The sequence below is a fragment of the Pseudomonas jessenii genome (genome assembly GCF_002236115.1).
Classification (GTDB): domain Bacteria; phylum Pseudomonadota; class Gammaproteobacteria; order Pseudomonadales; family Pseudomonadaceae; genus Aquipseudomonas; species Aquipseudomonas jessenii.
In genome coordinates this window covers 187,291-211,897 of sequence record NZ_NIWT01000009.1, presented here as the reverse complement: position 1 = coordinate 211,897, position 24,607 = coordinate 187,291, and the positions used below count along the sequence as shown (strand labels likewise).

Annotated in this window: 21 protein-coding genes and 2 pseudogenes; 15 read left to right on the top strand and 8 right to left on the bottom strand. The window is 60.2% G+C overall.

The features are described 5' to 3' along the window. Positions 1 to 6 precede the first annotated feature (6 nt). The 3 genes from PSJE_RS27730 to katG all read left to right on the top strand — a co-directional run bounded on the left by PSJE_RS27730 (position 7) and on the right by katG (position 4,790). A complete protein-coding gene (locus PSJE_RS27730; protein WP_090456291.1) occupies positions 7 to 2,064 on the top strand; it encodes a carbon starvation CstA family protein in 2,058 nt (685 codons plus the stop codon). Positions 2,065 to 2,066: 2 nt separating this feature from the next. Further along, complete coding sequence (locus PSJE_RS27725) at positions 2,067 to 2,264, top strand: YbdD/YjiX family protein (protein ID WP_007976534.1); 198 nt, start codon at positions 2,067 to 2,069, stop codon at positions 2,262 to 2,264. Positions 2,265 to 2,576: 312 nt separating this feature from the next. After that, entirely contained in the window at positions 2,577 to 4,790 is a 2,214-nt protein-coding gene (katG, locus tag PSJE_RS27720; protein ID WP_090456289.1) for a catalase/peroxidase HPI, read from the top strand. Positions 4,791 to 5,199: 409 nt separating this feature from the next. Here katG and alr read toward each other — a convergent pair whose 3' ends face one another. Further along, entirely contained in the window at positions 5,200 to 6,429 is a 1,230-nt protein-coding gene (gene alr, locus PSJE_RS27715; protein ID WP_090456287.1) for an alanine racemase, read from the bottom strand. Between the two features lie 337 nt (positions 6,430 to 6,766). On the opposite strand from alr, the gene PSJE_RS27710 reads away from it, so the two are divergent. Then, positions 6,767 to 7,000, top strand: coding sequence for a hypothetical protein (locus PSJE_RS27710; protein WP_090456285.1), 234 nt, complete (start codon positions 6,767 to 6,769; stop codon positions 6,998 to 7,000). 222 nt (positions 7,001 to 7,222) lie between these two features. Here the strand turns inward: PSJE_RS27710 and PSJE_RS27700 are convergent, their stop codons facing one another. Together PSJE_RS27700 and PSJE_RS27690 are read right to left on the bottom strand one after the other, a co-directional pair. Next, a complete protein-coding gene (locus PSJE_RS27700; protein WP_090456284.1) occupies positions 7,223 to 7,636 on the bottom strand; it encodes a DoxX family protein in 414 nt (137 codons plus the stop codon). A 270-nt stretch (positions 7,637 to 7,906) separates the two neighbouring features. After that, the gene (locus tag PSJE_RS27690; RefSeq protein ID WP_090456283.1) at positions 7,907 to 8,539 is read right to left on the bottom strand and encodes a cysteine hydrolase family protein; all 633 of its coding nucleotides are present in this window, start codon (positions 8,537 to 8,539) and stop codon (positions 7,907 to 7,909) included. Between the two features lie 99 nt (positions 8,540 to 8,638). On the opposite strand from PSJE_RS27690, the gene PSJE_RS27685 reads away from it, so the two are divergent. Together PSJE_RS27685 and PSJE_RS27680 are read left to right on the top strand one after the other, a co-directional pair. After that, positions 8,639 to 9,154, top strand: a complete 516-nt coding sequence (locus PSJE_RS27685) for a winged helix-turn-helix transcriptional regulator (protein WP_090456282.1) — start codon at positions 8,639 to 8,641, stop codon at positions 9,152 to 9,154. Between the two features lie 183 nt (positions 9,155 to 9,337). Further along, positions 9,338 to 9,790, top strand: a complete 453-nt coding sequence (locus PSJE_RS27680) for a cupin domain-containing protein (RefSeq protein WP_090456280.1) — start codon at positions 9,338 to 9,340, stop codon at positions 9,788 to 9,790. A 173-nt stretch (positions 9,791 to 9,963) separates the two neighbouring features. On the opposite strand, the gene PSJE_RS27675 is transcribed toward PSJE_RS27680, so the two are convergent. Together PSJE_RS27675 and PSJE_RS27670 are read right to left on the bottom strand one after the other, a co-directional pair. Further along, entirely contained in the window at positions 9,964 to 10,383 is a 420-nt protein-coding gene (locus PSJE_RS27675) for an organic hydroperoxide resistance protein (RefSeq protein WP_090456278.1), read from the bottom strand. A gap of 232 nt (positions 10,384 to 10,615) precedes the next feature. Beyond that, positions 10,616 to 11,500: a LysR family transcriptional regulator gene (locus PSJE_RS27670; protein ID WP_090456276.1), complete on the bottom strand. Its 885-nt coding sequence runs from the start codon at positions 11,498 to 11,500 to the stop codon at positions 10,616 to 10,618. A 244-nt stretch (positions 11,501 to 11,744) separates the two neighbouring features. Between PSJE_RS27670 and PSJE_RS27665 the strand changes: the two genes are divergently transcribed. The 6 genes from PSJE_RS27665 (at position 11,745) to PSJE_RS31830 (ending at position 18,726) form a co-directional block, all read left to right on the top strand. After that, entirely contained in the window at positions 11,745 to 13,163 is a 1,419-nt protein-coding gene (locus tag PSJE_RS27665; RefSeq protein ID WP_408003776.1) for an MFS transporter, read from the top strand. A 157-nt stretch (positions 13,164 to 13,320) separates the two neighbouring features. After that, positions 13,321 to 15,324 (top strand): aminotransferase class I/II-fold pyridoxal phosphate-dependent enzyme, encoded by a 2,004-nt coding sequence (locus PSJE_RS31980; protein ID WP_090456272.1) that lies wholly within the window; start codon positions 13,321 to 13,323, stop codon positions 15,322 to 15,324. Positions 15,325 to 15,351: 27 nt separating this feature from the next. Further along, positions 15,352 to 16,134, top strand: coding sequence for a transporter substrate-binding domain-containing protein (locus tag PSJE_RS27655; protein WP_090456270.1), 783 nt, complete (start codon positions 15,352 to 15,354; stop codon positions 16,132 to 16,134). A 170-nt stretch (positions 16,135 to 16,304) separates the two neighbouring features. Then, complete coding sequence (locus PSJE_RS27650) at positions 16,305 to 17,018, top strand: ABC transporter permease (protein WP_057396652.1); 714 nt, start codon at positions 16,305 to 16,307, stop codon at positions 17,016 to 17,018. Positions 17,019 to 17,023: 5 nt separating this feature from the next. Continuing rightward, positions 17,024 to 17,722: an ABC transporter permease subunit gene (locus tag PSJE_RS27645; RefSeq protein WP_090457937.1), complete on the top strand. Its 699-nt coding sequence runs from the start codon at positions 17,024 to 17,026 to the stop codon at positions 17,720 to 17,722. Further along, the gene (locus PSJE_RS31830; RefSeq protein WP_090456268.1) at positions 17,722 to 18,726 is read left to right on the top strand and encodes a DMT family transporter; all 1,005 of its coding nucleotides are present in this window, start codon (positions 17,722 to 17,724) and stop codon (positions 18,724 to 18,726) included. The genes PSJE_RS27645 and PSJE_RS31830 overlap by 1 nt, the downstream gene beginning before the upstream one ends. Here the strand turns inward: PSJE_RS31830 and PSJE_RS27635 are convergent. After that, positions 18,682 to 19,167, bottom strand: a pseudogene (locus PSJE_RS27635) (TetR family transcriptional regulator C-terminal domain-containing protein); the annotation flags it as partial. The gene PSJE_RS31830 and the pseudogene PSJE_RS27635 sit on opposite strands and share 45 nt — an antisense overlap. A gap of 166 nt (positions 19,168 to 19,333) precedes the next feature. Here PSJE_RS27635 and PSJE_RS27630 point away from each other — a divergent pair. Continuing rightward, positions 19,334 to 20,350: a M14 family zinc carboxypeptidase gene (locus PSJE_RS27630; protein ID WP_090456266.1), complete on the top strand. Its 1,017-nt coding sequence runs from the start codon at positions 19,334 to 19,336 to the stop codon at positions 20,348 to 20,350. A 196-nt stretch (positions 20,351 to 20,546) separates the two neighbouring features. On the opposite strand, the gene PSJE_RS27625 is transcribed toward PSJE_RS27630, so the two are convergent. Further along, complete coding sequence (locus tag PSJE_RS27625) at positions 20,547 to 20,915, bottom strand: type 1 fimbrial protein (protein WP_090456264.1); 369 nt, start codon at positions 20,913 to 20,915, stop codon at positions 20,547 to 20,549. 263 nt (positions 20,916 to 21,178) lie between these two features. On the opposite strand from PSJE_RS27625, the gene PSJE_RS27620 reads away from it, so the two are divergent. Continuing rightward, entirely contained in the window at positions 21,179 to 21,640 is a 462-nt protein-coding gene (locus tag PSJE_RS27620; RefSeq protein WP_090456262.1) for an HvfA family oxazolone/thioamide-modified RiPP metallophore, read from the top strand. A 363-nt stretch (positions 21,641 to 22,003) separates the two neighbouring features. Next, on the top strand, positions 22,004 to 24,139 hold the full coding sequence (locus tag PSJE_RS27615; protein WP_090456261.1) for a calcium-binding protein: 2,136 nt from the start codon (positions 22,004 to 22,006) through the stop codon (positions 24,137 to 24,139). A gap of 218 nt (positions 24,140 to 24,357) precedes the next feature. Here the strand turns inward: PSJE_RS27615 and PSJE_RS27610 are convergent. Further along, positions 24,358 to 24,537, bottom strand: a pseudogene (locus PSJE_RS27610) (nucleotidyltransferase family protein); the annotation flags it as partial. Positions 24,538 to 24,607: the final 70 nt, after the last annotated feature.

The window sequence follows — 24,607 nt, the reverse complement described above, 5'->3', positions numbered from 1 at the left end:
CACGCTATGCCCCGTCTGGCTAAACACCTCGCCTGGTTTGCCGTGGCTGTCCTGGGAGCGATTGCGCTGAGTGTCGTGGCCCTGCGCCGCGGCGAAGCGATCAACGCCCTGTGGATCGTAGTCGCAGCCGTCGCCATCTACCTCGTTGCCTACCGCTACTACAGCCTGTTCATCGCCAACAAAGTGATGCAACTCGACCCCAATCGAGCCACTCCGGCTGTGCTCAATAACGATGGTCTGGACTACGTGCCGACCAACAAACATGTCCTGTTCGGTCACCACTTCGCGGCCATTGCCGGTGCAGGTCCGCTGGTCGGCCCGGTATTGGCGGCGCAGATGGGCTACCTGCCCGGCACGCTGTGGCTGATCGCCGGCGTGGTACTGGCCGGTGCGGTGCAGGACTTCATGGTCCTGTTCATGTCCACCCGCCGCAACGGTCGTTCCCTGGGCGACATGGTCCGTGAGGAAATGGGCCGCATCCCCGGCACCATCGCGCTGTTCGGCTGCTTCCTGATCATGGTCATCATCCTCGCGGTGCTGGCGCTGATCGTGGTGAAGGCCCTGGCCGAAAGCCCTTGGGGCATTTTCACGGTAATGGCGACCATCCCGATCGCGATGTTCATGGGCATCTACATGCGCTACATCCGCCCGGGTCGCATTGGTGAAATCTCGGTGATCGGCGTGCTGTTGCTGCTGGGCTCGATCTGGCTCGGCGGGCAGATTGCCGCGGATCCGGTGTGGGCCAAAGCCTTTACCTTTACCGGTATCCAGATCACCTGGATGCTGATCGGTTACGGTTTTGTCGCGGCGGTACTGCCGGTGTGGCTGATCCTGGCACCCCGTGACTACCTCTCGACGTTCCTGAAAATCGGCACCATCGTCGCCCTGGCGATTGGCATCCTGGTGACCATGCCCGAGCTGAGAATGCCGGCCCTGACCCAGTTCGTCGACGGCACCGGTCCGGTTTGGAAGGGCGGTCTGTTCCCGTTCCTGTTCATCACCATCGCCTGTGGCGCGGTCTCCGGTTTCCACTCGCTGATTGCTTCCGGCACCACGCCCAAGCTGCTTGCCAGTGAGGGGCATGCCCGTTACATCGGTTACGGCGGCATGCTGATGGAGTCGTTCGTCGCCATCATGGCCATGGTTGCCGCGTCGGTGATCGATCCGGGTGTGTACTTCGCCATGAACAGCCCGGCCGCTGTAGTCGGTGCCGATGCGGTGACCGTTGCGCAAACCGTCAGCAGCTGGGGCTTCGCCATTACCCCGGAAGCCCTGCAAGCGGTGGCACATGACATCGGTGAAACCACCATCCTGGCCCGTGCCGGTGGTGCGCCGACCCTGGCGGTCGGGATCGCGCAGATCCTGCACAGTGTTCTGCCGGGCGAGAACACCATGGCGTTCTGGTACCACTTCGCGATCCTGTTCGAAGCGCTGTTCATCCTCACCGCAGTGGATGCCGGTACCCGTGCCGGTCGCTTCATGCTCCAGGACTTGCTCGGCTCTTTCGTCCCGGCGCTCAAACGCACCGAATCCTGGACCGCCAACCTGGTGGCCACCGCAGGCTGCGTGGCCATGTGGGGTTATCTGCTGTACCAGGGCGTGATCGATCCACTGGGTGGCATCAACACCTTGTGGCCGCTGTTCGGCATCTCCAACCAGATGCTGGCCGGTATCGCGCTGATGCTCGGCACCGTGGTGCTGATCAAGATGAAGCGCCAGCGTTATGTGTGGGTGACCTTGCTGCCGGCCGTATGGCTGCTGATCTGCACCACCACCGCCGGCTTCATCAAGCTGTTCGATGCAAACCCGGCGATCGGCTTCCTGGCCCTGGCCAAGAAATACAGCGATGCGCTGGCCAATGGTCAGGTGCTGGCCCCGGCCAAGAGCATCGACCAGATGCAGCATGTGATCTTCAACGCCTACACCAACGCGACCCTGACTGCGCTGTTCCTGTTCGTGGTGTTCAGCATCCTGTTCTTTGCGCTCAAGGTCGGCATCGCTGCCTGGGGCACCAAGGAACGCACGGATAAAGAAGCGCCATATCAAGCGCTGCCGGATGCCTGATCATGTTCAATGACCTGAGTCGCCTCGGTAAATACCTCGGTCAGGCCGCGCGCCTGATGGTCGGCATGCCCGACTACGACAACTACGTCGAGCATATGCAGACCAAGCACCCGGACAAACCGGTGATGGACTACGAGGCGTTCTTCCGCGAGCGCCAGGAGGCCCGTTACGGGAGTAAAGCCGGACCGAAGTGCTGTTGAGTGACATAAAAACCGGCTGAAAGGCCGGTTTTTTATTGAATACAGGAATGCCCTGATGACAACGTCCTTGCAGCCAATGCTGCTCATCCACTGTGCAACTCGTTACTGATTTGAACTGTTTATCAGCTATCTCCAAAGATGAAGCGACAGTTTCCCCGACCGGGACTTTAATGGAGGGTCTGGAGCGACTGATCGCGGGGCTGTCATAGCCTCAAGGCTATGGATCCCATACCGAAAAGCTATTTCATCAATCGGTGATCCGGAGCCACGCTCAAAGGTGGTTAGCTGAAAACAAAATCAAGAGGAGATGCCATGTCAACTGAATCGAAATGCCCGTTCAATCACGCCGCTGGCGGTGGCACGACGAACCGCGATTGGTGGCCGAACCAACTGAACCTGAAGATCTTGAGTCAACACTCGCCCAAGTCTGACCCGCTGGGAGGCGACTTCAACTACGCCGAAGCCTTCAAGAGCCTGGACTTCCAGGCGCTGAAAAACGACCTGACTGCGCTGATGACCGATTCCCAGGATTGGTGGCCGGCGGACTTCGGTCACTATGGGCCTTTCTTTATCCGCATGTCCTGGCACGCCGCAGGCACCTATCGCACCGGTGACGGCCGGGGTGGCGCCGGCTCCGGCCAGCAACGTTTTGCACCCCTCAACAGCTGGCCGGACAACGTCAGCCTCGACAAGGCCCGTCGGCTGCTCTGGCCGATCAAGCAAAAGTATGGCAACAAAATCTCCTGGGCCGACCTGATCGTCCTCGCCGGCAACGTCGCACTGGAATCCATGGGCTTCAAGACCTTTGGTTTTTCCGCTGGCCGCCCCGATGTCTGGGAACCGGACGAAGACGTCTACTGGGGGGCTGAAGGCAAGTGGTTGGGTGGCGACGTGCGTTATGGCAAGGATGCCGGGCAAAATCCCGTAGAGCGCACTCTGGAAACCCCCCTCGCAGCCGTGCAGATGGGCCTGATCTACGTAAACCCGGAGGGCCCTGAAGGCAACTCCGATCCGGTTTCCGCCGGGATAGATATCCGTGAAACCTTTGCGCGCATGGCAATGAACGATGAGGAAACCGTCGCGCTGATCGCGGGCGGTCACGCCTTCGGCAAAACCCACGGTGCAGGTCCCGTCGATCATGTCGGACCTGAGCCCGAAGCCGCCGGCCTCGAGCTGCAGGGCCTGGGCTGGAAGAGCACGTTCGGTACCGGTAAAGGTGGCGACACCATCTCCAGCGGCCTGGAAGTCACCTGGACCACCACGCCAACCCAGTGGAGCAACAACTACCTGGAGAACCTGTTCGGTTACGAATGGGAACTGACCAAGAGCCCGGCGGGGGCAAACCAGTGGAAGCCGAAAAACGGCGCGGGTGCCGGCACCATTCCGGATGCACACGATCCGTCCAAACGGCGCGATCCGACCATGCTGACCACGGACCTGTCGCTACGCTTCGACCCGATCTATGAACCGATTTCGCGGCGCTTCCTGGCCAATCCAGACCAGTTGGCCGACGCCTTCGCCCGTGCCTGGTACAAGCTGATTCACCGTGACATGGGTCCGCTCTCACGCTACTTCGGCCCGGAAATGCCGAACGAAGAACTGCTGTGGCAAGACCCGATCCCTGCCGTCGATCATCCGCTGGTCAATGACAGTGACGTGGCGGGCCTGAAAAGCAAGGTGCTGGCGTCCGGCCTGTCGGTCTCGCAGCTTGTATCTACAGCTTGGGCGGCGGCTTCCAGCTTCCGTGGCTCCGACAAGCGCGGCGGTGCCAACGGCGGGCGTCTGCGCCTGGCACCGCAAAAGTCCTGGGAGGCCAACCAGCCAGAGCAACTGGCCAATGTGCTGGCCAAACTCGAAGGTATCCAGAACGAGTTCAATAGCGCGCAAACCGATGGCAAGAAAATCTCCCTGGCCGATCTGATCGTGCTCGCCGGTGGCGCGGGTGTCGAACAGGCTGCGAAAAACGCCGGCCACAGTGTGACGGTGCCGTTCAGCCCGGGACGCATGGACGCCAGCCAGGAACAGACCGATGTCGAGTCCTTCGGTTTCCTTGAACCGATTGCCGACGGCTTCCGTAATTACCTGAAGCAACAGTACCGTGTACCGGCCGAAAAATTGCTGATCGACAAGGCACAACTGCTGACGCTCAGTGCGCCGGAAATGACGGTATTGCTGGGTGGCTTGCGCGGGTTGGACATCAATGTCGGCCAGAGCAAACACGGTGTGTTCACCACGCGTCCGGAAGCCTTGACCAACGACTTCTTCACCAACCTGTTGGATATGGGCGTGGAGTGGAAGCCCGTGTCGGATGCCCAGCAAGAGTATGAAGGGCGTGATCGCAAAACCGGTGCAGTGAAGTGGACGGGGACGCGGGTTGACCTGGTCTTTGGTTCCAATGCGCAGTTGCGTGCGTTGGCTGAAGTCTATGCCTGCGCCGATGCGCAGCAGAAGTTCGTCAAGGACTTCGTCGCTGCGTGGACCAAAGTGATGAACCTGGACCGATTCGACTTAAACCGCACTGTCTAGAGGGGATGTTGTCATAACGCTGGTTGTTGATGTTTGGTGGGCTGGCATGGGTAGTTTTAATGTGGTTCCTGCAAGCTATGATCGATACACACACTCAACACAAAAACCCGGCCACCGTGCCGGGTTTTTTGTTGCCCATTCATCTGCTCGAATGCACCCTGCAATCCACACAGCTTCAAACCAATACGACTTGCGCTGTGACAAGACGCCCGGTGGGATCGATCGGCGAGCCAAGTAAGTCGCGACACGTTTCGCGAATCGCAAGTGTCTGGCCAAGGCATGATGGTCACCTTCCGACAAGAGAAAGCGAGCTCTCTCCTGTCAGTCCCTTTCCTACATTGGAGCTTGTCAGCGCTCGGCAAAGCTGTGCCCGAATGATCGCGCCCTGTGATTTACGATAATGGCGGGATTACTTCTCGACCAGTATTTTCGGGTTGGCGCTGCCCCAGACGGTATAGAGGTCGGCCAGTAGCGCACCGTTGATCTCTTCGACTTCAGCCTGGCTGACTTCGCTTGCGCCTTGTTTGCCAAACAGCACTACTTCATCACCCGCCTTGACGTCGGGTGCATCCGTGACATCGACCATCACGGTGTTCATCGAAACCTTGCCCACCACCGGCACGCGATGACCATTGATCAACACCACGCCTTTATTGGTGAACACGCGGCGATAACCATCGGAGTAACCGACCGTGATGTTGGCCAGTTTCGAATCACGTGACAGGGTGAATGTACGGTCGTAACCCACGGTGTTTCCAGCGGGATAGCTATTGACCGAGGCCACATGCGACTTGAACTGCATCACGCGCCGATACTCAGTGCGCGAGATGACGGTATCGCCAAACAACGCGCCGCCCGTGCGCACCATGTCCAGGCGCGATTCGGGTACTTCCAGGGTGGCGAAGGAGTTGGCCGCGTGCAGGGTGATTTTCTTGCGATCGAGCTGGGCCACGTCCATCAGCCAGGCCGCTTGTTCGTTGAAGGTTGCCAGGCCCTTGCGTACGTCGTCCTTATCCTCCACGGCGAAGTGGGTCATGATCGCAACCACTTCGACATTTGGCAGTTTGGTGATCGCCAGCGCGTCTTGTTTACCCTGCTCGGTAGCCATTTCCACGCCGTTACGGCTCATGCCGCTTGAGTTGAGACCGATGTGCACCTGCAGTTTGCGACCGTGTTTATGTGCAAGATCGGCCGCTTGGCGGGCGAAATCGAGGTTGCCAACCAGTTCCTCGATGTTGTACTGCAGAGCATTTTCCAGCTCCCCCAGGGAGGCGGTGCGAACACGGATTAACTGGCCTTTAAAGCCGCTCTCGCGAACCACTCGCGCCTCTTCGTTACTGGCGACCGCCACACACGGTACACCCAGCGCGATCACTGAAGGCATCACCAACCCGATACCATGACCATAAGCGTCGGCTTTCAGTACCGCACAGAGTTTCGACTTGCCGGCGAGCTCGGCTTGCAGGGTACGGATATTGTGCTCTAACGCGGTCTTATTGATTTCTATCCAGGCATTACTGATTTGCGCAGTCAGCTCGGAGTTGCCGTTAGCGAGCGACAGCGGCGCCGCCGCCTGGGCATTGCTCTGTAAAAAAACCAGGCCGAGGGACAACGCTAGAACAGTACGGGTAAAGGGCATCTGAAACTCTCCATGTAATCGGTCTTTTTATTATTCCGGTGCCGATTATTGGAAGGCGATGTAAGTTGCCGTTGTACGCCGGGTTCGAAGATGTAAAAACATGTAAGGAATTTGTTCGCGCTCAGCTTGACCCCAAGCGATGGCATCAGGAAGGTTTGTTGCCGGAACGGTTACCGCACAACAGAAATTCATGTCGCGACATTGGAGAGGGCATGACCAACGTCACTCGCCTGCACGCTCAGGTGCAGACCAACATCATGGTGAAGTGAACTGTTCAATGCTGTGGATTCATCTGCCTGCACCAGCTACTTTGAGATTTAACGCAAGGAGTTCGGACATGGCAGATAAATATGTTGGAAAAATAGTTGGGGTTGGCACAGATAACCTGGAATACGTGATTAACATCTATCAGGACGAGACCATTGAGCGCTCGCCAAACGGCATGGTTCGACATGAAGGTCTGAAGCATTTCGAAATGCAATTTGGTGGTGCCGTGAATAAAATTTCCGAAACTGAGTACGAGATTGTCGCTACGGGAGTTAGGGTCACTGTGCATGATGGTGAAAGCTAAGAGGGTCGGCCTCTCATGCCTGACGGTGAAAGAGTTCGGCTTCAGCATTGCCTGGTCATTCGCAACGGCTGGTTTCATCGGCGTGCTCGGCGTAGAGCAGGCTCGTCAGCTTGGCAAGTGCTGGGCTGAGCGAAAGGCAGACGAGAGCTAATTCGCGACACGTTTCGCGAATTAGCAAATTGTGTCGCGGATACCGGGAAGGCTCGAGTGATGTTCGCGAAGCTATCTGCCATCAATCGAATACTTGCCAGGACCAGTAATGCCCAGCAGCAGCATGCCGCCCATGATACTGAGGTTCTTGAAATATTGGGTCATGTTGGCTGCGCGCTCTGGGTCAACCATAGTCCAAAAGTGATGTCCGATTAGAGCAGTACCGAGTACGAACAAGACGAAGAGAAATGCGAGTGGGCGGGTGTAAAAACCCACGACTATCGCTATAGCGACAAAGAACTCCATGACGACCGCAATCCCCGCAGCGACCATGGGCATGGGCACGCCGAGAGAGCTCATGTAAGTAGCGGTACCGTCAAAGTTGGTCAGTTTGCTCCAGCCGGAAATGATGAAAAGGATCATCAGAAGGATGCGCGCGAGCAGGATGATCTCGTTTCTCTGATTCTCGAACAGGTTGTATCTCATGACTACCTTCCTTTTGTGATGGGCAGTTTTATATTAGCTGCCGCCTGGAAGTTCGCCTGGGCACGACAACGCACTCTCTTCTGGTAGGACTCTGAAGGATTCCCATGACAACCAAGCAACCCGACTGGGAGGCAATTGAACGTGCCTCCCGGGCCGGATTGCTTTCCACCCGTGAGATCGCATCTGCCCAGGGCATCACCCACGGTGCAATCAATAAGCGCGCCAAGCGTGATGGGTGGGAGCGAGACCTCAAGGTGCCGGTCAACTGCATCACTCACCTGCCTGTGCCAGCGCGGCAACCAGTTCATCGGTGGTCAGGATGGCGTGAGCGAAGGTCGGACCGTTCAGCTCATGGGCCGAATGCATCATCTCCGGCATGAAGGCCGCGGTCGCATCCCGCACCAGGGTGACGTGATAGCCGAGTTCCTGAGCGTAACGGGCGGTTGCCTCGATGCAGGTATTGGCCAGCAGGCCGACGATGATCACGTGGGTAATGCCCTTTTGCTTGAGGCGAAAATCGAGGTCTGTATTGGCAAAACCGCTGGAGCCCCAATGTTCCTGCACGACGATGTCACCGTCCTTCGGCGCGAAGTCGGGGTGCCATTCGCCGCCCCATTCACCCCGTGCGAAGTGATGCATATGCATGACCTTGCACTGGGTGGGGCTTGGGTGATCCCAGTTTTCATAGTCGCCTTTTTCCCAGCGGCGGTGCGGTACGATGACCACCGGGATGTTGAGCGCGCGAATGGTGCGATCAAGCGTGCGCAGGTTGTCGAGCAGGCCGACTTGCTTGGCCATTGGCTCGATCAAGGGGTAGATCTTTCCGCCCTCCGACAGAAAGTCGTTGTAGGGGTCGACCAGCAGATAGGCAGTCCGGTCAAGAGGGTAGGTGGCGTTGGGCATGACGGTTCTCCGCAAAACAATCCGTGGATGGTGAAGTGTAGTTGCTCAGGATTTACGTTGATATGATAATCATAGCAACTAGGAAAGAGGCAATGCCGCATGTCGGTGAAAACAACCGTTTCTGAAACCCTGTGTCCGATTTCCCGGGCCGAAGCCATCGTTGGCGACCGCTGGACGGTGCTGGTGTTGCGGGAGTTGTTCATGGGTAGCCATCGCTTTGATGACATCCAGGCGCAGACCGGCGCTACGCCGCAAATGGTCGCGGCGCGCTTGAAGAGCATGGAGGCCGACGGGCTCGTAGAGCGCCGCGCTTACAGTGAGCGGCCAAAACGCTACGAATATCACCTCACGGAAAAAGGCGACGCGTTCTACTCGGTGGTCCTGGCGTTGCGGGCCTGGGGTGAAACCTGGTGCAAGTCGCCCGAGGAAGGCCTGGCGGTGGTCTATACCCACCGCAGTTGCGGCGAGCCGGCCGGGCTCGGACCGATGTGCGCCCATTGCGGGCAGCCCTTGCGCCGCGCAGACCTGGTCAGCGAGCCGAGTGCCGCCTATGTCGCCGAACGCAGCGCCCGGCGCGACGCTTTCAAGGGCAGTCGCGGGGCGGCGGGGGAATAAGACCAACGACGTGCCCGCAGTTGCGGGTTTGTATCCGCAGGTATCCGCAACGCCCGCCGTTACCGGGGCATACAAAACCGCCGTTTCCCGACACCTGGGCGATACACGGCGGCCTTCAAATGGAACCACCGGCACCGCGCCACTTTCGGCGCGGCCTGGCGTGGTTCAACTGGAGGAAAGACAATGTTGCGTATCCACACCCGTCACACCCTCGGCAAGCTTGGTCTGGCTCTGGCCGCCGCAGGGCTCGCTACTGTAGCGAGTCTCTCTCAAGCCCAGGAAACACAGCCGGCCCCGGCGATGAAAAGCTGGCAGCAGGGCCTGCATCGCACCGACCTGGTACGCGAAGACCTGGGCGCCGCCGATCGCGAAGTCCTTCAGGTGCTCGTGGACTTCGATCCGGGCGTGACTTCGCCCAAACATGCTCACCCGGGCGTAGAGGTGGCGCACGTGATCAGCGGTACTTTTGAGTATCAACTGGAAGGTCGGGCACCGGTGACGCTCAAGGCCGGTGATTCGTTGTACATCCCTGACGGCGTCGCCCATGTGGCGAAGAACGTGGGTGGAGGCAAGGCCTCGGAACTGGCGACCTACATCGTGAAGAAAGGCGAACCGCTGCTGATCCTGAAGGAGTAGTAGGAGCGAGCTTGCTCGCGATGGTCGTTAACGAAAACGCGCGCTTGCTGGCTATGCGCGGCGCTCTTGAGACCATCGCGAGCGAGCTCGCTCCTACACCTACAGCAATTGCGGTGTTCAAAAAGCCTGGCCTGACCGGTATCAAGACGTCAGGCCAGGCTTGTCCGCATCGGTCAAACCAGATTGATTTCGACGTCGATGTTGCCGCGGGTCGCTTTGGAGTACGGGCAAGTCTGATGCGCCATTTCCACCACCTTGCGTGCGATGGTCGGGTCCAGGCCCGGCAGGCTGACATTCAGACGGGCTTGAAGGAAGAAGGCGTTTTCGGACTTGCCCAGATCGATTTCGGCATCCACCGCAACGTCGTTCGGCAAGGCCACTTTCAGCGCGACCGATGCCTTGCCCATCGCCCCGATGAAACAAGCCGACCAACCCGCCGCCAGCAGTTGCTCAGGATTGGTGCCGGCACCTGAAGAGCCGGGAGGCGAAAGCTTGATGTCCAGACGTCCGTCGGTGCTGCGCGCCTGACCGTCGCGGCCGCCGGTGGTGTGGGTCTTGCCGGTGTACAGCACGGTATCGATTGCATTGATCATGGTGGTTTTTCCTGTCAGTGGGTCGCTGGAATGCTCGGAAAACCTGCGCTTTCCGATGCGCCACACTTTTTCATTTCCATGTACTGCACATATGTCCTGAACCTGGCGGATTTGTATCGCTGTGTAAGGTGGCCGGGGGGAAGTACAGTTCGATACAAACCACTTGAATGCCTCCGACTGGGGAGGGTGTGGCGGTCAAGCTTGGCGTTCCACACTCAGTTTCCCGGTGGTGTTATTGACTGCAAACCTCCCACACGCACCCGCGTAGCCAGCGATGGGCCGGGTCGGCGTCCATGCGCGGGTGCCACAGCATCGAAACCGTGATCGCCGGCGTGGGGAACGGCAGGGCAAAGCAATGCATTCCCTGGCACAGGTTGCCGACGTGCCGCTGCGGTACGCTGGCGACCAGGTCCGAAGCCCGCGCCAAAGCAATCGCCGAAGAGAAACCAGCGACAATGGTGGCGATGTCGCGCGTCAGTCCCAGCTCATTCAAGGCATCGTCCATGACGCCTTTTTCGTGGCCCCGACGCGAGACCAGGATGTGCCGGGCGGCGGCATAACGAACCGCTGTCATCTCGCCTCGAGCCAGTGGATGACCCTTGTGCACCACGCCAATGAACCGGTCGCGAAACAGCATCCGGGTCCGCACTTCCGGGCTGGTCGATTCGCCGATCACACCGGTTTCCAGGTCCACCGAGCCGTCGCGCAGCAGGGTGCTGTCCTTGTTCAGCTTCTGCACGAAATTCAGGCGGACACCGTGTGCTTCCTGATGGAGGCGGGCGATCAGTGGTGGTCCGAAATTTTCCACGAAGCCATCGCTGGTGCGCAGGGTGAAGGTGCGCGCCAGTTGATTGAGATCCAGTGCCTCGGCGGGGCGCAGGACGGCTTCGGCGTCCTGCACGAGCGCGCCGACGCGTTCACGCAGCTCCAGCGCCCGGGGCGTGGGAACCAGTCCGCGACCGGCCCGCACCAGCAGCGGATCACCCGTGGTTTCGCGCAACCGCGCCAGCGCCCGGCTCATGGCTGAGGGGCTCAGGCGCAAACGCTGCGCGGCGCGGGCCACGCTGCCTTCTTCGAGCAACACGTTCAGGGTGATCAACAGATTCAGGTCTGGCATCGAATCAATTCCTGTGGGAGCGAGCCCTGTGGCGAGGGGGCTTGCCCCCGTTTGAGTGCGTAGCACTCACAAGATCTTTGGTGCATCAGAGATTTTGGGGCTGCTTCGCAACCCAACTGGGGCAAGCTCCCTCGCCACAGGGCTCGCTCCCACATTTTTGAGTGTGGCGTTGTATGCACGTATAAAGTGCAAATGCTGCGTCTTCCGCCATGTTAGGTGCGGGCTTAGGCTCGAGACAACCTATTTGCGGAGTCGCGAGAAAATGAAGTCCATATCGATTCGGGGCGCCTTGGCCAGCCTGTCGTTATCCATGTTGCTGTCGTCCCTGGGCACCAGCATTGCCAACGTTGGTTTACCGACACTGGCCGCAGCGTTCTCGGCCTCCTTCCAGCAAGTGCAATGGGTGGTGCTCGCTTACCTGCTGGCGATCACGGCGTTGATCGTCAGTGTCGGGCGGCTCGGCGACATCATTGGCCGTCGGCGATTGCTGCTGATCGGCATTGCGGTGTTCGCCGTCGCCTCGTTCCTGTGCGCCCTGGCGGCCAGTCTGTGGTTGCTGATAGCCGCAAGGGCCTTACAGGGCATCGGCGCGGCCATCATGATGGCGTTGACCATGGCGCTGGTGAGCGAGGCAGTGCCCAAGGCAAAAATGGGCAGCGCGATGGGCCTGCTCGGCACCATGTCGGCGATTGGCACATCGCTCGGCCCGACCCTCGGTGGTTTTTTGATTGCCAATCTGGGGTGGCAGGCGATTTTTCTGGTCAATGTGCCGTTGGGTGTTTTGGCGATTGGGCTCGCGCATCGTTTTTTACCGAAAGATTGCCGTGAGAAAAGGGCGGATCGAGCGGGTTTCGATGTCCTCGGCACCCTGGTACTGGTCTTGACACTGCTGGCCTATGCGCTGGCGATGACCCTCGGGCGTGGCAGTTTTGGTCCGCTGAACACGGCACTGTTGCTGGTGGCGATGGTTGGAGCGGGCGTGTTTGTGTTCGTCGAGCGCACAGCCGAGTCACCGCTGGTTCGACTGACGATGTTCCGCAATCCGCAGCTGAGCGCAGGTTTCGCCATGAGCATGCTGGTGACGACCGTGGTCATGGCCACCCTGGTGGTGGGGCCGTTTTATCTCACCGGCGCACTGGCGTTGAATGCTACGAGCGTTGGCCTGGTGATGTCGGCGGGGCCGCTGGTCGCCGCATTGGCCGGGGTTCCGGCGGGTCGATGGGTCGACGGATTGGGCGCACATCGATCCACCACACTCGGATTGATTGCCATGTTGACCGGCGCTTGCATCCTGCCCGCCGTGCCAACGGGCTTCGGTGCGTTCGGCTACATCGTGCCATTGGTGGTCATTACCGCCGGTTACGCGCTGTTCCAGGCGGCCAACAATACCGCCGTCATGTCGAATATTGCGACGCCGCAGCGTGGCGTGGTGTCCGGTTTGCTCGGGTTGTCGCGCAATCTTGGCTTGATCACCGGCGCTAGCCTGATGGGCGCAGTGTTCGCCTTCGGTTCGGTCAGTAACGATGTTTTGCAAGCGCAACCCGAAGCAATCGCACAGGGAATGCGGCTGACGTTCTTGGTCGCCGCCGGTCTGATCCTCGTCGCCCTGGCGATTGGCGCAGTCAGCAAAATCGTTTCACGTCGCCTGATCGCACCGTGCTGAAAAACGGCGCGACTGTCGTGAAAACGACCTGTTTGCGCTGAACGCGAAGCCTCGCGAGTTTTCTGTTGAACGAGTGTTCAGTCTGGACTATGTTGAGGGCCACCTTCCCCCGGCTGGTTGCGGGCTTGCGTTTCTTCAATTCGAACGAGGCACTGGCATGCGGTTTTCACCCTTTGTTGAACGGATCAGTGGCCAAGGCGTTGCCGCCTGGGATATCCACTACGCGGCCAGCGCTGCGCAGCGCAACGGCGAGGACGTGATCATCCTCAGCGTCGGCGACCCGGATTTCCCCACTCCCGATTTCATTACCGATGCCGCCATCCACGCCCTGCGCGAAGGGGATACCCACTACACCGAAATCGCCGGTCGCCAGGCCCTGCGCGAGGCCATTGCCGGCCGCTACAGCCAATTGATCGACCGCGAACTGCAGGCGACCAACGTCATTCTCACGGCAGGTGCGCAGAACGCCTTGTTCGCCACCTCGATGTGCCTGCTCGGTGCCGGCGACGAAGTGATTGCCTTCGATCCGATGTACGTCACCTACGAAGCGACCCTCAAGGCGTCCGGCGCCACGCTGGTGCGGGTGCCTTGTGCGGCGGACTCGGGTTTCCGCCTCGATGCCGCCGTGTTGGCCAAGGCCATTACCCCGCGCACCCGGGCGATTTTCTTCTCCAACCCGAACAACCCCACCGGCGTGGTGCTGGGTCGTGAAGAACTGCAAGCCATCGCCGACCTCGCCATTGCCCATGACCTGTGGGTGGTGGTGGACGAGGTCTACGAGAGCCTCGCCTATGAGCGTGAACACCAAAGCCTGGCAACGTTGCCGGGCATGGCCGAGCGCTGCGTGGTGATCGGCAGCCTGTCCAAATCCCATGCCATGACCGGTTGGCGCATCGGCTGGGTCGTGGCCAATCAAGCCCTGGTCAACCATGTCGAAACCCTGGTGTTGAGCATGCTGTACGGCCTGCCCGGGTTTGTCATGGAAGCGGCGCTCAAGGCCGTGCAGTCCCATGACGAAGTCACCCACGGCATGCGCGAGATCTATCGTCGGCGCCGCGATCTGGTGGTGTCCGGCCTGGCGGATTGCCCGGGCATCAGCGTGCTCAACCCCGATGCCGGCATGTTCGTGCTGGTGGATGTGCGCGGCACCGGCCTGACCTCGCTGGAGTTCGCCTGGCGCCTGCTGCGCGAAGCCGGTGTCTCGGTGCTGGATGCCGCGGCATTCGGTGAGCCGGCCCAAGGGTTTGTACGGCTGTCGTTCACCCTGAGTGACGAGCGACTGGCCCAGGCCTGCCAGCGCATTCGCGGCTTTGTCCAGGTACTCAATGGCGAAGCGCCCAGGCCGGTGATCGGCACGGTGACCAGCACCGCGACCGTCGAACCGGCCGCCGCCAGGACCATGATCGAAGTCGATGGCCTGCACAAACGCTTCGGCAATATCGAAGTGCTCAAGGGTGTTTCCCTGACCGCCCGCGAGGGCGAAGTGATCTCCCTGATCGGTGCCAGCGGCTCGGGCAAAAGTACCTTGCTGCGCTGCATCAACATGCTCGAAGTGCCGGACCAGGGACGCATCCTGGTCGATGGCGAAAGCATTCACCTTAACCAGAATCGCCCCGGCGCACCGCTGGTGTCGGATGCCAAACAGCTTGTGCGCATCCGTTCCAGCCTGGGCATGGTGTTCCAGAACTTCAACCTCTGGCCCCATCGCACGGTGCTGGAAAACCTCATCGAAGCGCCGACCCAGGTCCTGCGTGAAAGCCGTGCGGAGGCCACTGAACGGGCCGAAGCCCTGCTCGAACGCGTCGGGCTGGCGGCCAAGCGCAACGAGTACCCGGCGTTTCTCTCCGGGGGACAGCAACAACGGGTGGCCATCGCCCGGGCCCTGGCCATGCGGCCCAAGGTCATGCTGTTCGATGAACCCACCTCGGCACTCGACCCGGAACTGGTCGGGGAAGTGCTGCGGGTGATCCGCTCCCTCGCCGAAGAAGGCCGGACCATGATCCTGGTGACTCATGAAATGGCTTTCGCACGCGATGTCTCTTCCAAAGTCGCCTTTTTGCACAAAGGGCTGATCGAGGAAACCGGTTCGCCGGACGAAGTGTTCGTACACCCACGCAGCGAGCGTTGCCGACAATTCGTCAACGCTCATCAGACTCGCTAACTCATCATAAAAAGACGGGAAAACAACATGGGAAATCGACGTTTTGCAAACTGGTTGACCGGTGCGGCCTGCGTATTGCTGGCCGGCATGAGCGCGGCCCAAGCGCAACCGATCAGGTTCGCGGTGGCAGCCGAACCCTATCCGCCATATACCGAAAAACAGGCCAATGGTGAGTGGAAGGGCTTTGAAGTCGACCTGATCCACAAGCTGTGCAGCGAAATGAAAGCCGATTGCGAAATCAAGGAAGTGGCGTGGGACGGCATCATTCCGTCGCTGCTGGCGAAGAAGATCGACGTGATCTTTTCCTCGATGTCGGTGACCGAAGAACGCGAGAAACAGATCGCCTTCAGCAAGGCCTACTACGATTCGGCGATTGCCGTCGTCGGCCCGAAAGAGGCGTCGGTGAAGAAGTACCCGGATGACCTCAAGGGCAAGATCATCGGCGTGCAGAACTCGACCGTGAGCGCCAGTTATCTGAAGACCTACTACGAAAAAATCGCCGACGTTAAGTACTACGACACCCAGGACTCGGCCAACGCCGACCTGATTGCCGGGCGCATCGACCTGATGATGGCCGACGGCACCGCCATGGCCGCATTCATCAAGACCCCGGATGCCAAGGACCTGGCCTACCTCGGCACCGTGCCGTATGACCCGATCTTCGGCAAAGGCGTGGGTGCCGGCCTGCGCAAGGACGACACCGAACTCAAGGCCAAACTGGACAAGGCCATCCAGGAGCTGCTGGCGAGCAAGGACTACGACGACCTCTCCCAAAGCTACTTCGGCACCAGCGTGAAGCCTGCGTTCTGACAGCCAGGTCGAACGCGAACCCTTGGAAAACGCAAATCCTTGTGGGAGCGAGCTTGCTCGCGATGAGGGCATGACAGTCAACATCCAAGTTGACTGAACCACCGCTATCGCGAGCAAGCTCGCTCCCACAGGGTCTGGCGGTGCTTTCTAACCGCCAACTGGAGACTGAAATGCCGGCAATGTTCGATCTGATCAATTTCACTGAGCAGGGATGGGGCAGTGCGCTGTTGAAGGGGCTCTGGATGACCCTGCAGATTTCCGCCGGGGCCTTTGTCCTCGGGCTGGCTATCGGACTGGTGGTGGCGTGTCTCAAGCTCGGCGCGCCAAAGCCGATTGCAGCGCTGATGCGCGGCTACACCACGTTGTTCCGGGCGGTTCCGGAATTGCTGCTGATTCTGCTGCTGTACTACGTCGGCTCCATGCTCCTCAATTCTCTGATGACCCGACTCGGCTACGGCGTGGTCAATGTCAGTGGCCCGCTGGCGGCCATCGTGGTGCTGGGGCTGGTGCAGGGCGCCTATGCCTCGGAGATTTTCCGCGCGGCGATCCAGGCGATTCCCTTCGGCCAGATCGAAGCGGCCAAGGCGTTCGGCCTCAACGGTTTTGGGCTGTTCCGTCGAGTCACACTGCCGATCATGGCGCCGTATGCGATGGCCGGGATGGCCAACCTGTGGATCAACCTGATCAAGGACAGTGCGCTGATCAGCGTGGTCGGCACCAACGAGCTGCTGTACACCGCCAAGCAAGGCGCGGGGTCGACGCGCCACTATCTGTTGTTCTACCTCACGGCTGCCGCGTTGTATTACGCGGTGACGCTGGCGTCGAACTATCTGTCGGGTCGGCTTGAGCGACGTATTCGTCGCTGGATGCCTTTGGCTGAGTGAATGAAATGATTCCAGCGTGGATAGTTGAATACGCGGCACTGTTGGGCCGGGGGCTGCAAACCACCCTCGTCATTCTGTTGGTATCGAGTGTGTTCGGTTACCTGCTGGCGGTGCTGGTGGCGCTGGCACGGATTTCGAAAAACAAGGTGATCGCCAAGGTCAGCCTGTTCTACACCAGCGTGACGCGCGGCACGCCGTTGCTGATCCAGATCTACATCTACTACTACGGGCTGGGCAGCCTGTTTGCCCAGTTCCCGCTGATTCGTGGCAGCTTTCTCTGGCCGTACCTGCGTGATGGCTACTGGTACATCGTGTTCGCCCTGGTGGTGTCGATGGGGGCCTATGTCGGCGAAGTGATTCGCTGTGGCCTGCTGGCGGTGCCCAAGGGTGAGATGGAAGCCGCGTCGGCCTTTGGCATGACGGCGCGCCAGTCGTTGTTGCGAGTGCGCTTGCCCAGAGCCCTGCGCCTGCTGTTGCCGACCCTGGCCGGGGAAACCGTGATGCTGCTCAAGTCCACGGCACTGGCCTCGACTATCGCCGTGATCGACCTGCTCGGCGCCGCCAACGTGGTCCGCGCGCAGACCCTGCAGGTGTACGAACCCTTGTTGCTGGTGGCCGCCGTCTACGTCTGCCTGACGTTCCTGATCGAAGCGCTGTTTGCCTTTGCCGAACGGCGCGGGACGCCCGTGCGCAGGTCAGCCTGATGAGTTCGCCAACGGTTGACCGCTCGCTGCAGGGCATTGGCCTGTGCACCCTGGGCTACGCGTTCCTGGCCCTGCAGGACGCGGTCATCAAATGGCTGGTGGCCGATTATTCGGTGGTGACCATCCTGTTCTGGCGCAGCCTGGTGGTGGTCGCCGCAATGTTGCTGGTGGGGCGCCTGCGCCTGATCCAGCGGGCGTGGCGTTCACCGAGCCGGCGCTTGCTGGTGGTGCGCGGTTTGCTGTCGATCGTCGCCTGGGTGCTGTACTACACGGCGGCCAGGGACCTGACCCTGGCCGAGATGACCACCCTGTATTTTTCCGCGCCGATCATGGTCACGGTGCTGGCGGCGGTGATCCTCAAGGAGCGCGCCAGCGGTTGGCAGTGGTTCAGCCTGATCATCGGTTTTGTCGGGGTGGTCATTGCCTGTCGCCCCGACAACATGACCGATCCGTTGCCGATCGTCCTGACCCTGCTGGCGGCGATGTGCTGGGCGTTCACCTACATCCAGTTGCGTCAGGTGGATGAGCAGACCTCAGTGCTGGAGCAGATGCTGATCACCAACGTGGTGTTCGTGATTTGCATGGCGGTTGCCCTGCCGTGGACCCACACGCCATCACCGACGCCCGCCTGGCTGGGCATGCTCGGCGCCGGCCTGGTGGGCGGCATCGGCCAGTTCCTGTTGTTCGCCAGTTTCCGCCGCGCCACCGCGACCCTGCTCGCGCCATTTGAATACACCGGGCTGATCTGGGCGTTTGCGCTGTCGAGCCTGGTCTGGGGCACGCTGATGGACATGTCGCTGATGATCGGCGCCGGGCTGATCGCCGTCAGTGGCACCCTGGCGATGATCTTCGGCCGGCATTCTTCACAGGATGTCGTCGGTGCTGAATGCTCCGTGACGCAGCCCCTTTATCCAGCAACGGCAGATGTGGAGTCCGTTGGCGGCGCTGAAGGTCTCGGGGTTCAGGCACCACTCGAGCCAGAGCCCGTCGAGCATCGCCGATAAGCCGATGGCGGCCAGGCGCGTGTCGTGAATCACGAAGCCTTCGCTGGCGGCCAGCCCGTCGAGCAACTGGCGGATCAGGTCGAGGTAGGCGCGGTAACTTTTTTCGTGGGACTGGCTGACGTGTTCGGAGTGACGGATCAGGCTCCAGAACACCACCCACACGCCGAGCAATTGCGGGTCCATGACCCTGGGCGAGAACGAGCCCTCCAGGAAGGCATCGATCTTTTGCGCGGGTGTATGGGCCTGCTCGATTTCCTGGAGCAGGGCGGTGGTCAGTTCGCTCGCGAGCCGCTGATAGGTGTCGGCGATCAGTGCCTCGATGCTGCCGAAATGGTGGTTGAGCAACCCCACGGACACGCCGGCTTCGGTGGCAATGCGCCGTACGGAAATCCCGGCGTGACCGTCGCGGCCCAGGCAACGCAGAGTGGCGGCCACCAGCATTTCGCGACGGTCATCGGGTTCGGCGCGGCGGTTTTTCGGGGCATCGGTTGTCACAGGTTGTCCTTGGGTGAGGTTCCACGATTCCGAGCTTAGTTGAACGTCTGTTCAATCACCAGCTACAGCAGCGATACCACGTTTTTCAGCATTCATGACGGGAGGGAAGCCAATGCCGCAGGATATTTCGTTCAGTGTTCGCAACAACAATGGCGATGCCGTGCGGGTCGGTGCCTGGCGTTATGCAGGCGACGGCAGCGGGCCAAACGTGCATCTGCAAGCCGGCGTACACGCCGATGAAATCGCCGGGATGCTGGTCCTGCACTTGCTGATGCAACGACTGCACACCGCCGAAACCCAGGGCCGGCTCAAAGGCAACATCACCGTGGTGCCGCAGGCCAATCCGCTGGGCATCGGGCAGTTTCGCCAGGGGCGGATCCTTGGTCGTTATCACGACGCGACCGGGCATAACTTCAATCGCTCGTTCGACCAGTCGGCGGCCATGGCGCGACCTTCGACCTGCGTTCAGCAATGGCAAAAGAAACTGGTGCAACTGGCCGCCCCGGCCGATGTGATGCTTGACCTGCACACCGACGACGAGGCGCTACCGTACCTGTACGTGCACCGCAGTTTCTGGCCCCGTGGCCGCGAACTGGCGGCGGCGATGAAGATGGACGTGGCGATCATCTGGGATGACGGCGGCGATGGCTCCTTCGAGGAAACCATTATTGCCCCATGGATACGCGACGGAGTCACAGCGGGGCGCATGGCTGCGACCCTGGAGCTGCGCGGGCAGGGCGATGTCAGCGACCGTTTTGCCGAACAGGATGCCGCAGGGCTGTACAACTGGCTGTGCGGTTGCGGTGTCATCGATGAGTCAGTGGCGCCTGCAGAATGGCCCGTCGAAGCCGTGGAAATGGGCCACATGGAAACCATCCTCGCCCCGCAACCCGGGGTGCTGATCTTCGAAAAAGAGCTGGGGGATTTCGTCGAAGAAGGGCAGCGCTTTGCACGGATCCTCAGGACCCCGGGCGACCCATCTTCCGAAGTGGTACTGCACGCCGAGCAAGCGGGGCGCCTGGTGACGCGCTATCGCGACCGCCTGATATCCCAGGGCATGGGTGTGGCGAAATTTACCGGCAGCCGGGTGTCGCGTAACTGGAGCGGCGGGTTGCTGGACCCGAACTAAGCCTCACCTTCGCAATAGTAGTGTCATGACATTTGTGGCGAGGGGGCTTGCCCCCGCTCGGCGGCGAAGCCGTCGCAAAACCTGCCTGCACTATCTGACTGAAGAAAAGCGGGGGGCGCTTCGCAGCCCAACGGGGGCAAGCCCCCTCGCCACAGGTTCGGTGTAAGCCTCAGCCAACATCAGCCCGGCTCAGTTGTCAGGGAATGCTGAGGGTGATCAGGTAGCTCCCCGAGCGAACAGGGGAGCCTGCATCATCCACCAACACATACTGCTGATCGAAATAGCGACCTTCCCGACTACTGTCAGCGAGCAGTTTGACGTTGACGCTGGATTGACCAACGGCGCTCACACTGGCGGTTGGCGCGATGGCGTCTGCCTCAATCCCCATCCTGCGACTCTGGGCCGGGCATTGGTAAAGTTCGAATGTGCCGTGCGTACCCACGCGTGACTGACAGCCCGGCTCCACAATGCTGCCTTGAAACCTGATGGTGCCCGGCGCCGCCAGGCACGCACCACTGAGCGCGAACAAAAGACTCAATCCCGCTGCTATACGTTTGCCGTTCATGCTTAACGCTCCTTGAGTTGTAAGGTCTAGGTCGTCAATGAACTCTAGAAGCTTGAGGCTTTTGTTGTATCGCCGTGTATCAGGGCGCCACATCTTCGTACGGCCATACAAAACCAGCTCCCCACGGATACAGCCCGGATACACCACTGGGGCCAAATGGACCTGCCAAAGCGAGAGGCACAACGCAGCTCGCAACCAGGTTTATCAACCCTTGTGGCACGACCAATAGTGGTCCAGCCGCGCAAATGATCCGGAGTATCAACATGTCTCGTATCCAGTCGAACAAAACCCGTATTGGCCTGCTCGCTGTTGCACTGGTCGGCGGTATCAACTTCGCTTCCACTGCGTTTTCCGCTGAAGCCTTGCCTCAGGGCTATCAACTGGCCTCTGCGGAAAAGACCAGCGAAGGCAAGTGTGGCGAAGGCAAGTGCGGTGCCAGCGAAGCCGGCGCGCAAAAGACCCAGGCCGAGGGCAAGTGCGGTGAAGGCAAGTGCGGTGATGCTTCTTTCGCGCGCACCGATACCGATGATGACGGCCGCGTGTCGCTCAAGGAACTGCTGGCGGTGGCGCCCAAGGGCACTGAGGAATTCAAGGCGATGGACACCAACGGTGATGGTTTCCTGTCCGAAGGTGAGGTGTACAAGTTCCGCACTAACCAGTTCACTTCCAACGGCAAGAAAGTACCGACGGAACTGTTCACCAAGTTGAGCCAGGCTAAAGACTGATCGGTCGCAAACAAAAAACCCTTCCTGTGTTGAAACGCAGGAAGGGTTTTTTGCGTGGGCAGTACTGTATGGGAGAACGTTGTGAAAGTTCACTCAAGGAAGACTTATGTGTTTCTCAATATTTCATTACTTCACCGGGCAATAACCGCTTTTCAACCCCTCCTGCCCTGGAACTCTGGAGCTAGCCGTGTTGCAGCGGTGGAGGGTTGGCGAATGCTACAGGGCTCATCAACACGCGGCTGCATTCGCGATAAACGGTCAGGTCAAAGTGGCGCACTTGCGATCCCTTGGAGTTGTCTAATTAGCCTCAACCCGCTGTAACGCAGTTCACGCTTACCATCTCCATCAACGGAGGGTAGAACCATGGCTATTATCCCTGGCACCCTGGGTGATGACTTTCTGCTCGGCACCGAGGAAGACGACCAAATAACCGGCCTGGCCGGCAACGACAGCGTGTTTGCCCTTGGCGGCAACGACATTGTCGACGGCGGTGACGGCAACGATGACCTCTTCGGCGACCTCGGCAACGACACACTTCTCGGAGGCAACGACAACGATACTCTCGACGGCGGATCAGGCGCCGATATCCTCACCGGCGGTGCCGGCATCGACAGCTACTTCTGGACCGTGGAAACCGGTAACGAGTCCAGCTCCCTGAGCCAGGACCGCGTCACCGACTTCGAAGGTGCAGGTCAGGTCGGCGGCGACATCCTGCGGCTCTCCAGCTTCCCCAACCGCCTGGTCTTCCAGGGCGCTCGCAACGACGTACCCACGGTGGGAACCAGCCTCGGTTTCGGCAATAACGGCTTCACCGAAGTCTTCTTCGCCCTTGGCGCCGCCAGCACCCTGCTGTTCGCCGACTCCAACGACAACGGCATCTTCGACGCCACTGACTTCGCTGTTCAGCTGGACGGCATCCACAACCTGGACAGGAGCGACTTCGGCACCACCGCCTTCGTCCTGCGCGGTACTGAAGGCGGCGACGTGATCAATGGCACCAACGATCCCGACACCATCTTCGGCCTGGGCGGCGGCGATGTGATCAACGGCAATGGCGGCAACGACATCATCAATGGCGGCGACGGCAACGACACCCTGAACGGTGACGCGGGCATCGACCGGATCTCCGGCGGCACCGGCAATGACATTATCAATGGTGGCGCCGACCGCGACCTTCTGACCGGCAATGAGGGCAACGACATCATCAACGGTGGCGCCGGCAACGACACCACTCTGTCCGGCGGCGCAGGCAACGACGTCGTCAATGGCGGCGAAGGCAACGACACCCTCGACGGCGACGACGGCAACGACGTCCTCAATGGCGGCGTGGGCAACGACGACTTCTTCGGCGGCGACGGCAATGACCAGATCTTCGGCGAAGACGGCAACGACGAACTGTTCGCCGGCCCCGGCAACGACATGCTCAATGGCGGCGCCGGCAACGATCTGATCATGGGTGAAGGTGGCCAGGACAGTCTCACCGGTGGCGCCGGCGACGACGAATTCGAGTTCTTCACCGGCTTCAACCCCAGCTCGCCCTTCGCCACCTTCGACACCCTGGTCGACTTCCAGGGCGCAGGCGTAGTGGGCGGCGACACCCTGGAACTCAACAATGAGTTCTTCTTCCGCGGCCAGGTCAATGTCAATCCACAACTGGGCGCCGTACTGGTGGGCGGTGGCAACGGCGTGACCGACCTGTTCTACAGCCTGCGCCCTGGCAACACCTGGCTGATCGCCGACGAAAACGACGACGGTGTGCTCGACAGCCTCGACTTCACCCTGCGTCTGCAGGGCACGCACAACCTGACGGCGGGCGACTTCGGTCGTAACACGATCCTCATCACCGCCGGCACCGAGGGGAATGACGTGCTCACCGGCACCGATGGCGACGATCGCATCTTCGGCCTGGGCGGTAATGACCAGATCTTCGGTCTGGAAGGAGCCGACTTCCTCGACGGCGGCAGCGGTGACGACGTCATCGATAGCGGCCTGGGCTTCGACGAGCTGCTCGGCGGTTCCGGCAACGACACCCTGATCGTCCAGGAATTCGCCAATGCCAGTGGCGGCGATGGCGACGACCAGCTGTTCGGGGGCGACGACCCCTTCGGCTTCCAGTCCAACCTCGACGGTGACGCCGGCAACGACACCCTGACCGCGGGCGCCAGCGGCGCCGTCATGGAAGGCGGCGTAGGCGCCGACGTATTGGTGGGCAGCAGTGTCGACGACTTCATGGTCGGTGACGTCTTCTTCGAGCCGAGCCTCGGTGCGGACAAGTTCCAGTTCGGTGCGGTGTGGGGAACGGACACCATCTTCGACTTCGAGGACGGCACTGACCTGATCGACCTGAGCAATAGCGGTTTCACCTTCGCGAGTCTCGATATTGGAGAACAGTTCGGTGAGGCATTCATTACCGTCGCTGGCCAGCCGGATGTGGGAAGCATCACCTTGACCGGCGTCCCACAGACCGCGATCACCGAGGCGGACTTCGCCTTTACCTGAGTGATCGGCGCATGCTCACGCCGGGGGATGGCGTGAGCATGCGGAGTCGCGAAACCAGAAGGGGAAAGGGGACTGACTTTATTTTTTACTCCGAATGTCGGGTCGATTTCAGCCGGTCGAGGAAGGCAGAAGTCGGCCAGAAGCGGACGTTCGGGAATGGCGGCTAACGATCCGAAACGGGCATGAAACTTCGAAGCTGAAACGTTTCGGCCTATCGGGAGAACCTTCAGATCCGGCCAGGTTGCGAGCCAGTTTTTTGAGCGCAGGCGGTTCAGATAGACCTGCCGTTTATCTGCTCGGAACTTCACCGTAGGTCGGACGACAAGGTTAAAGAGATCGTCTAGGCCGAGTGGTGCCGCGACCTCGACCACACCCTCTACTCCAAGCCGTACAGCTACCTTGAAACCTCAGGGTCAGGTCTTGTCTTTTGCGATCGCTATTATGCAAAAGGCAAGACCTGACCCCGCA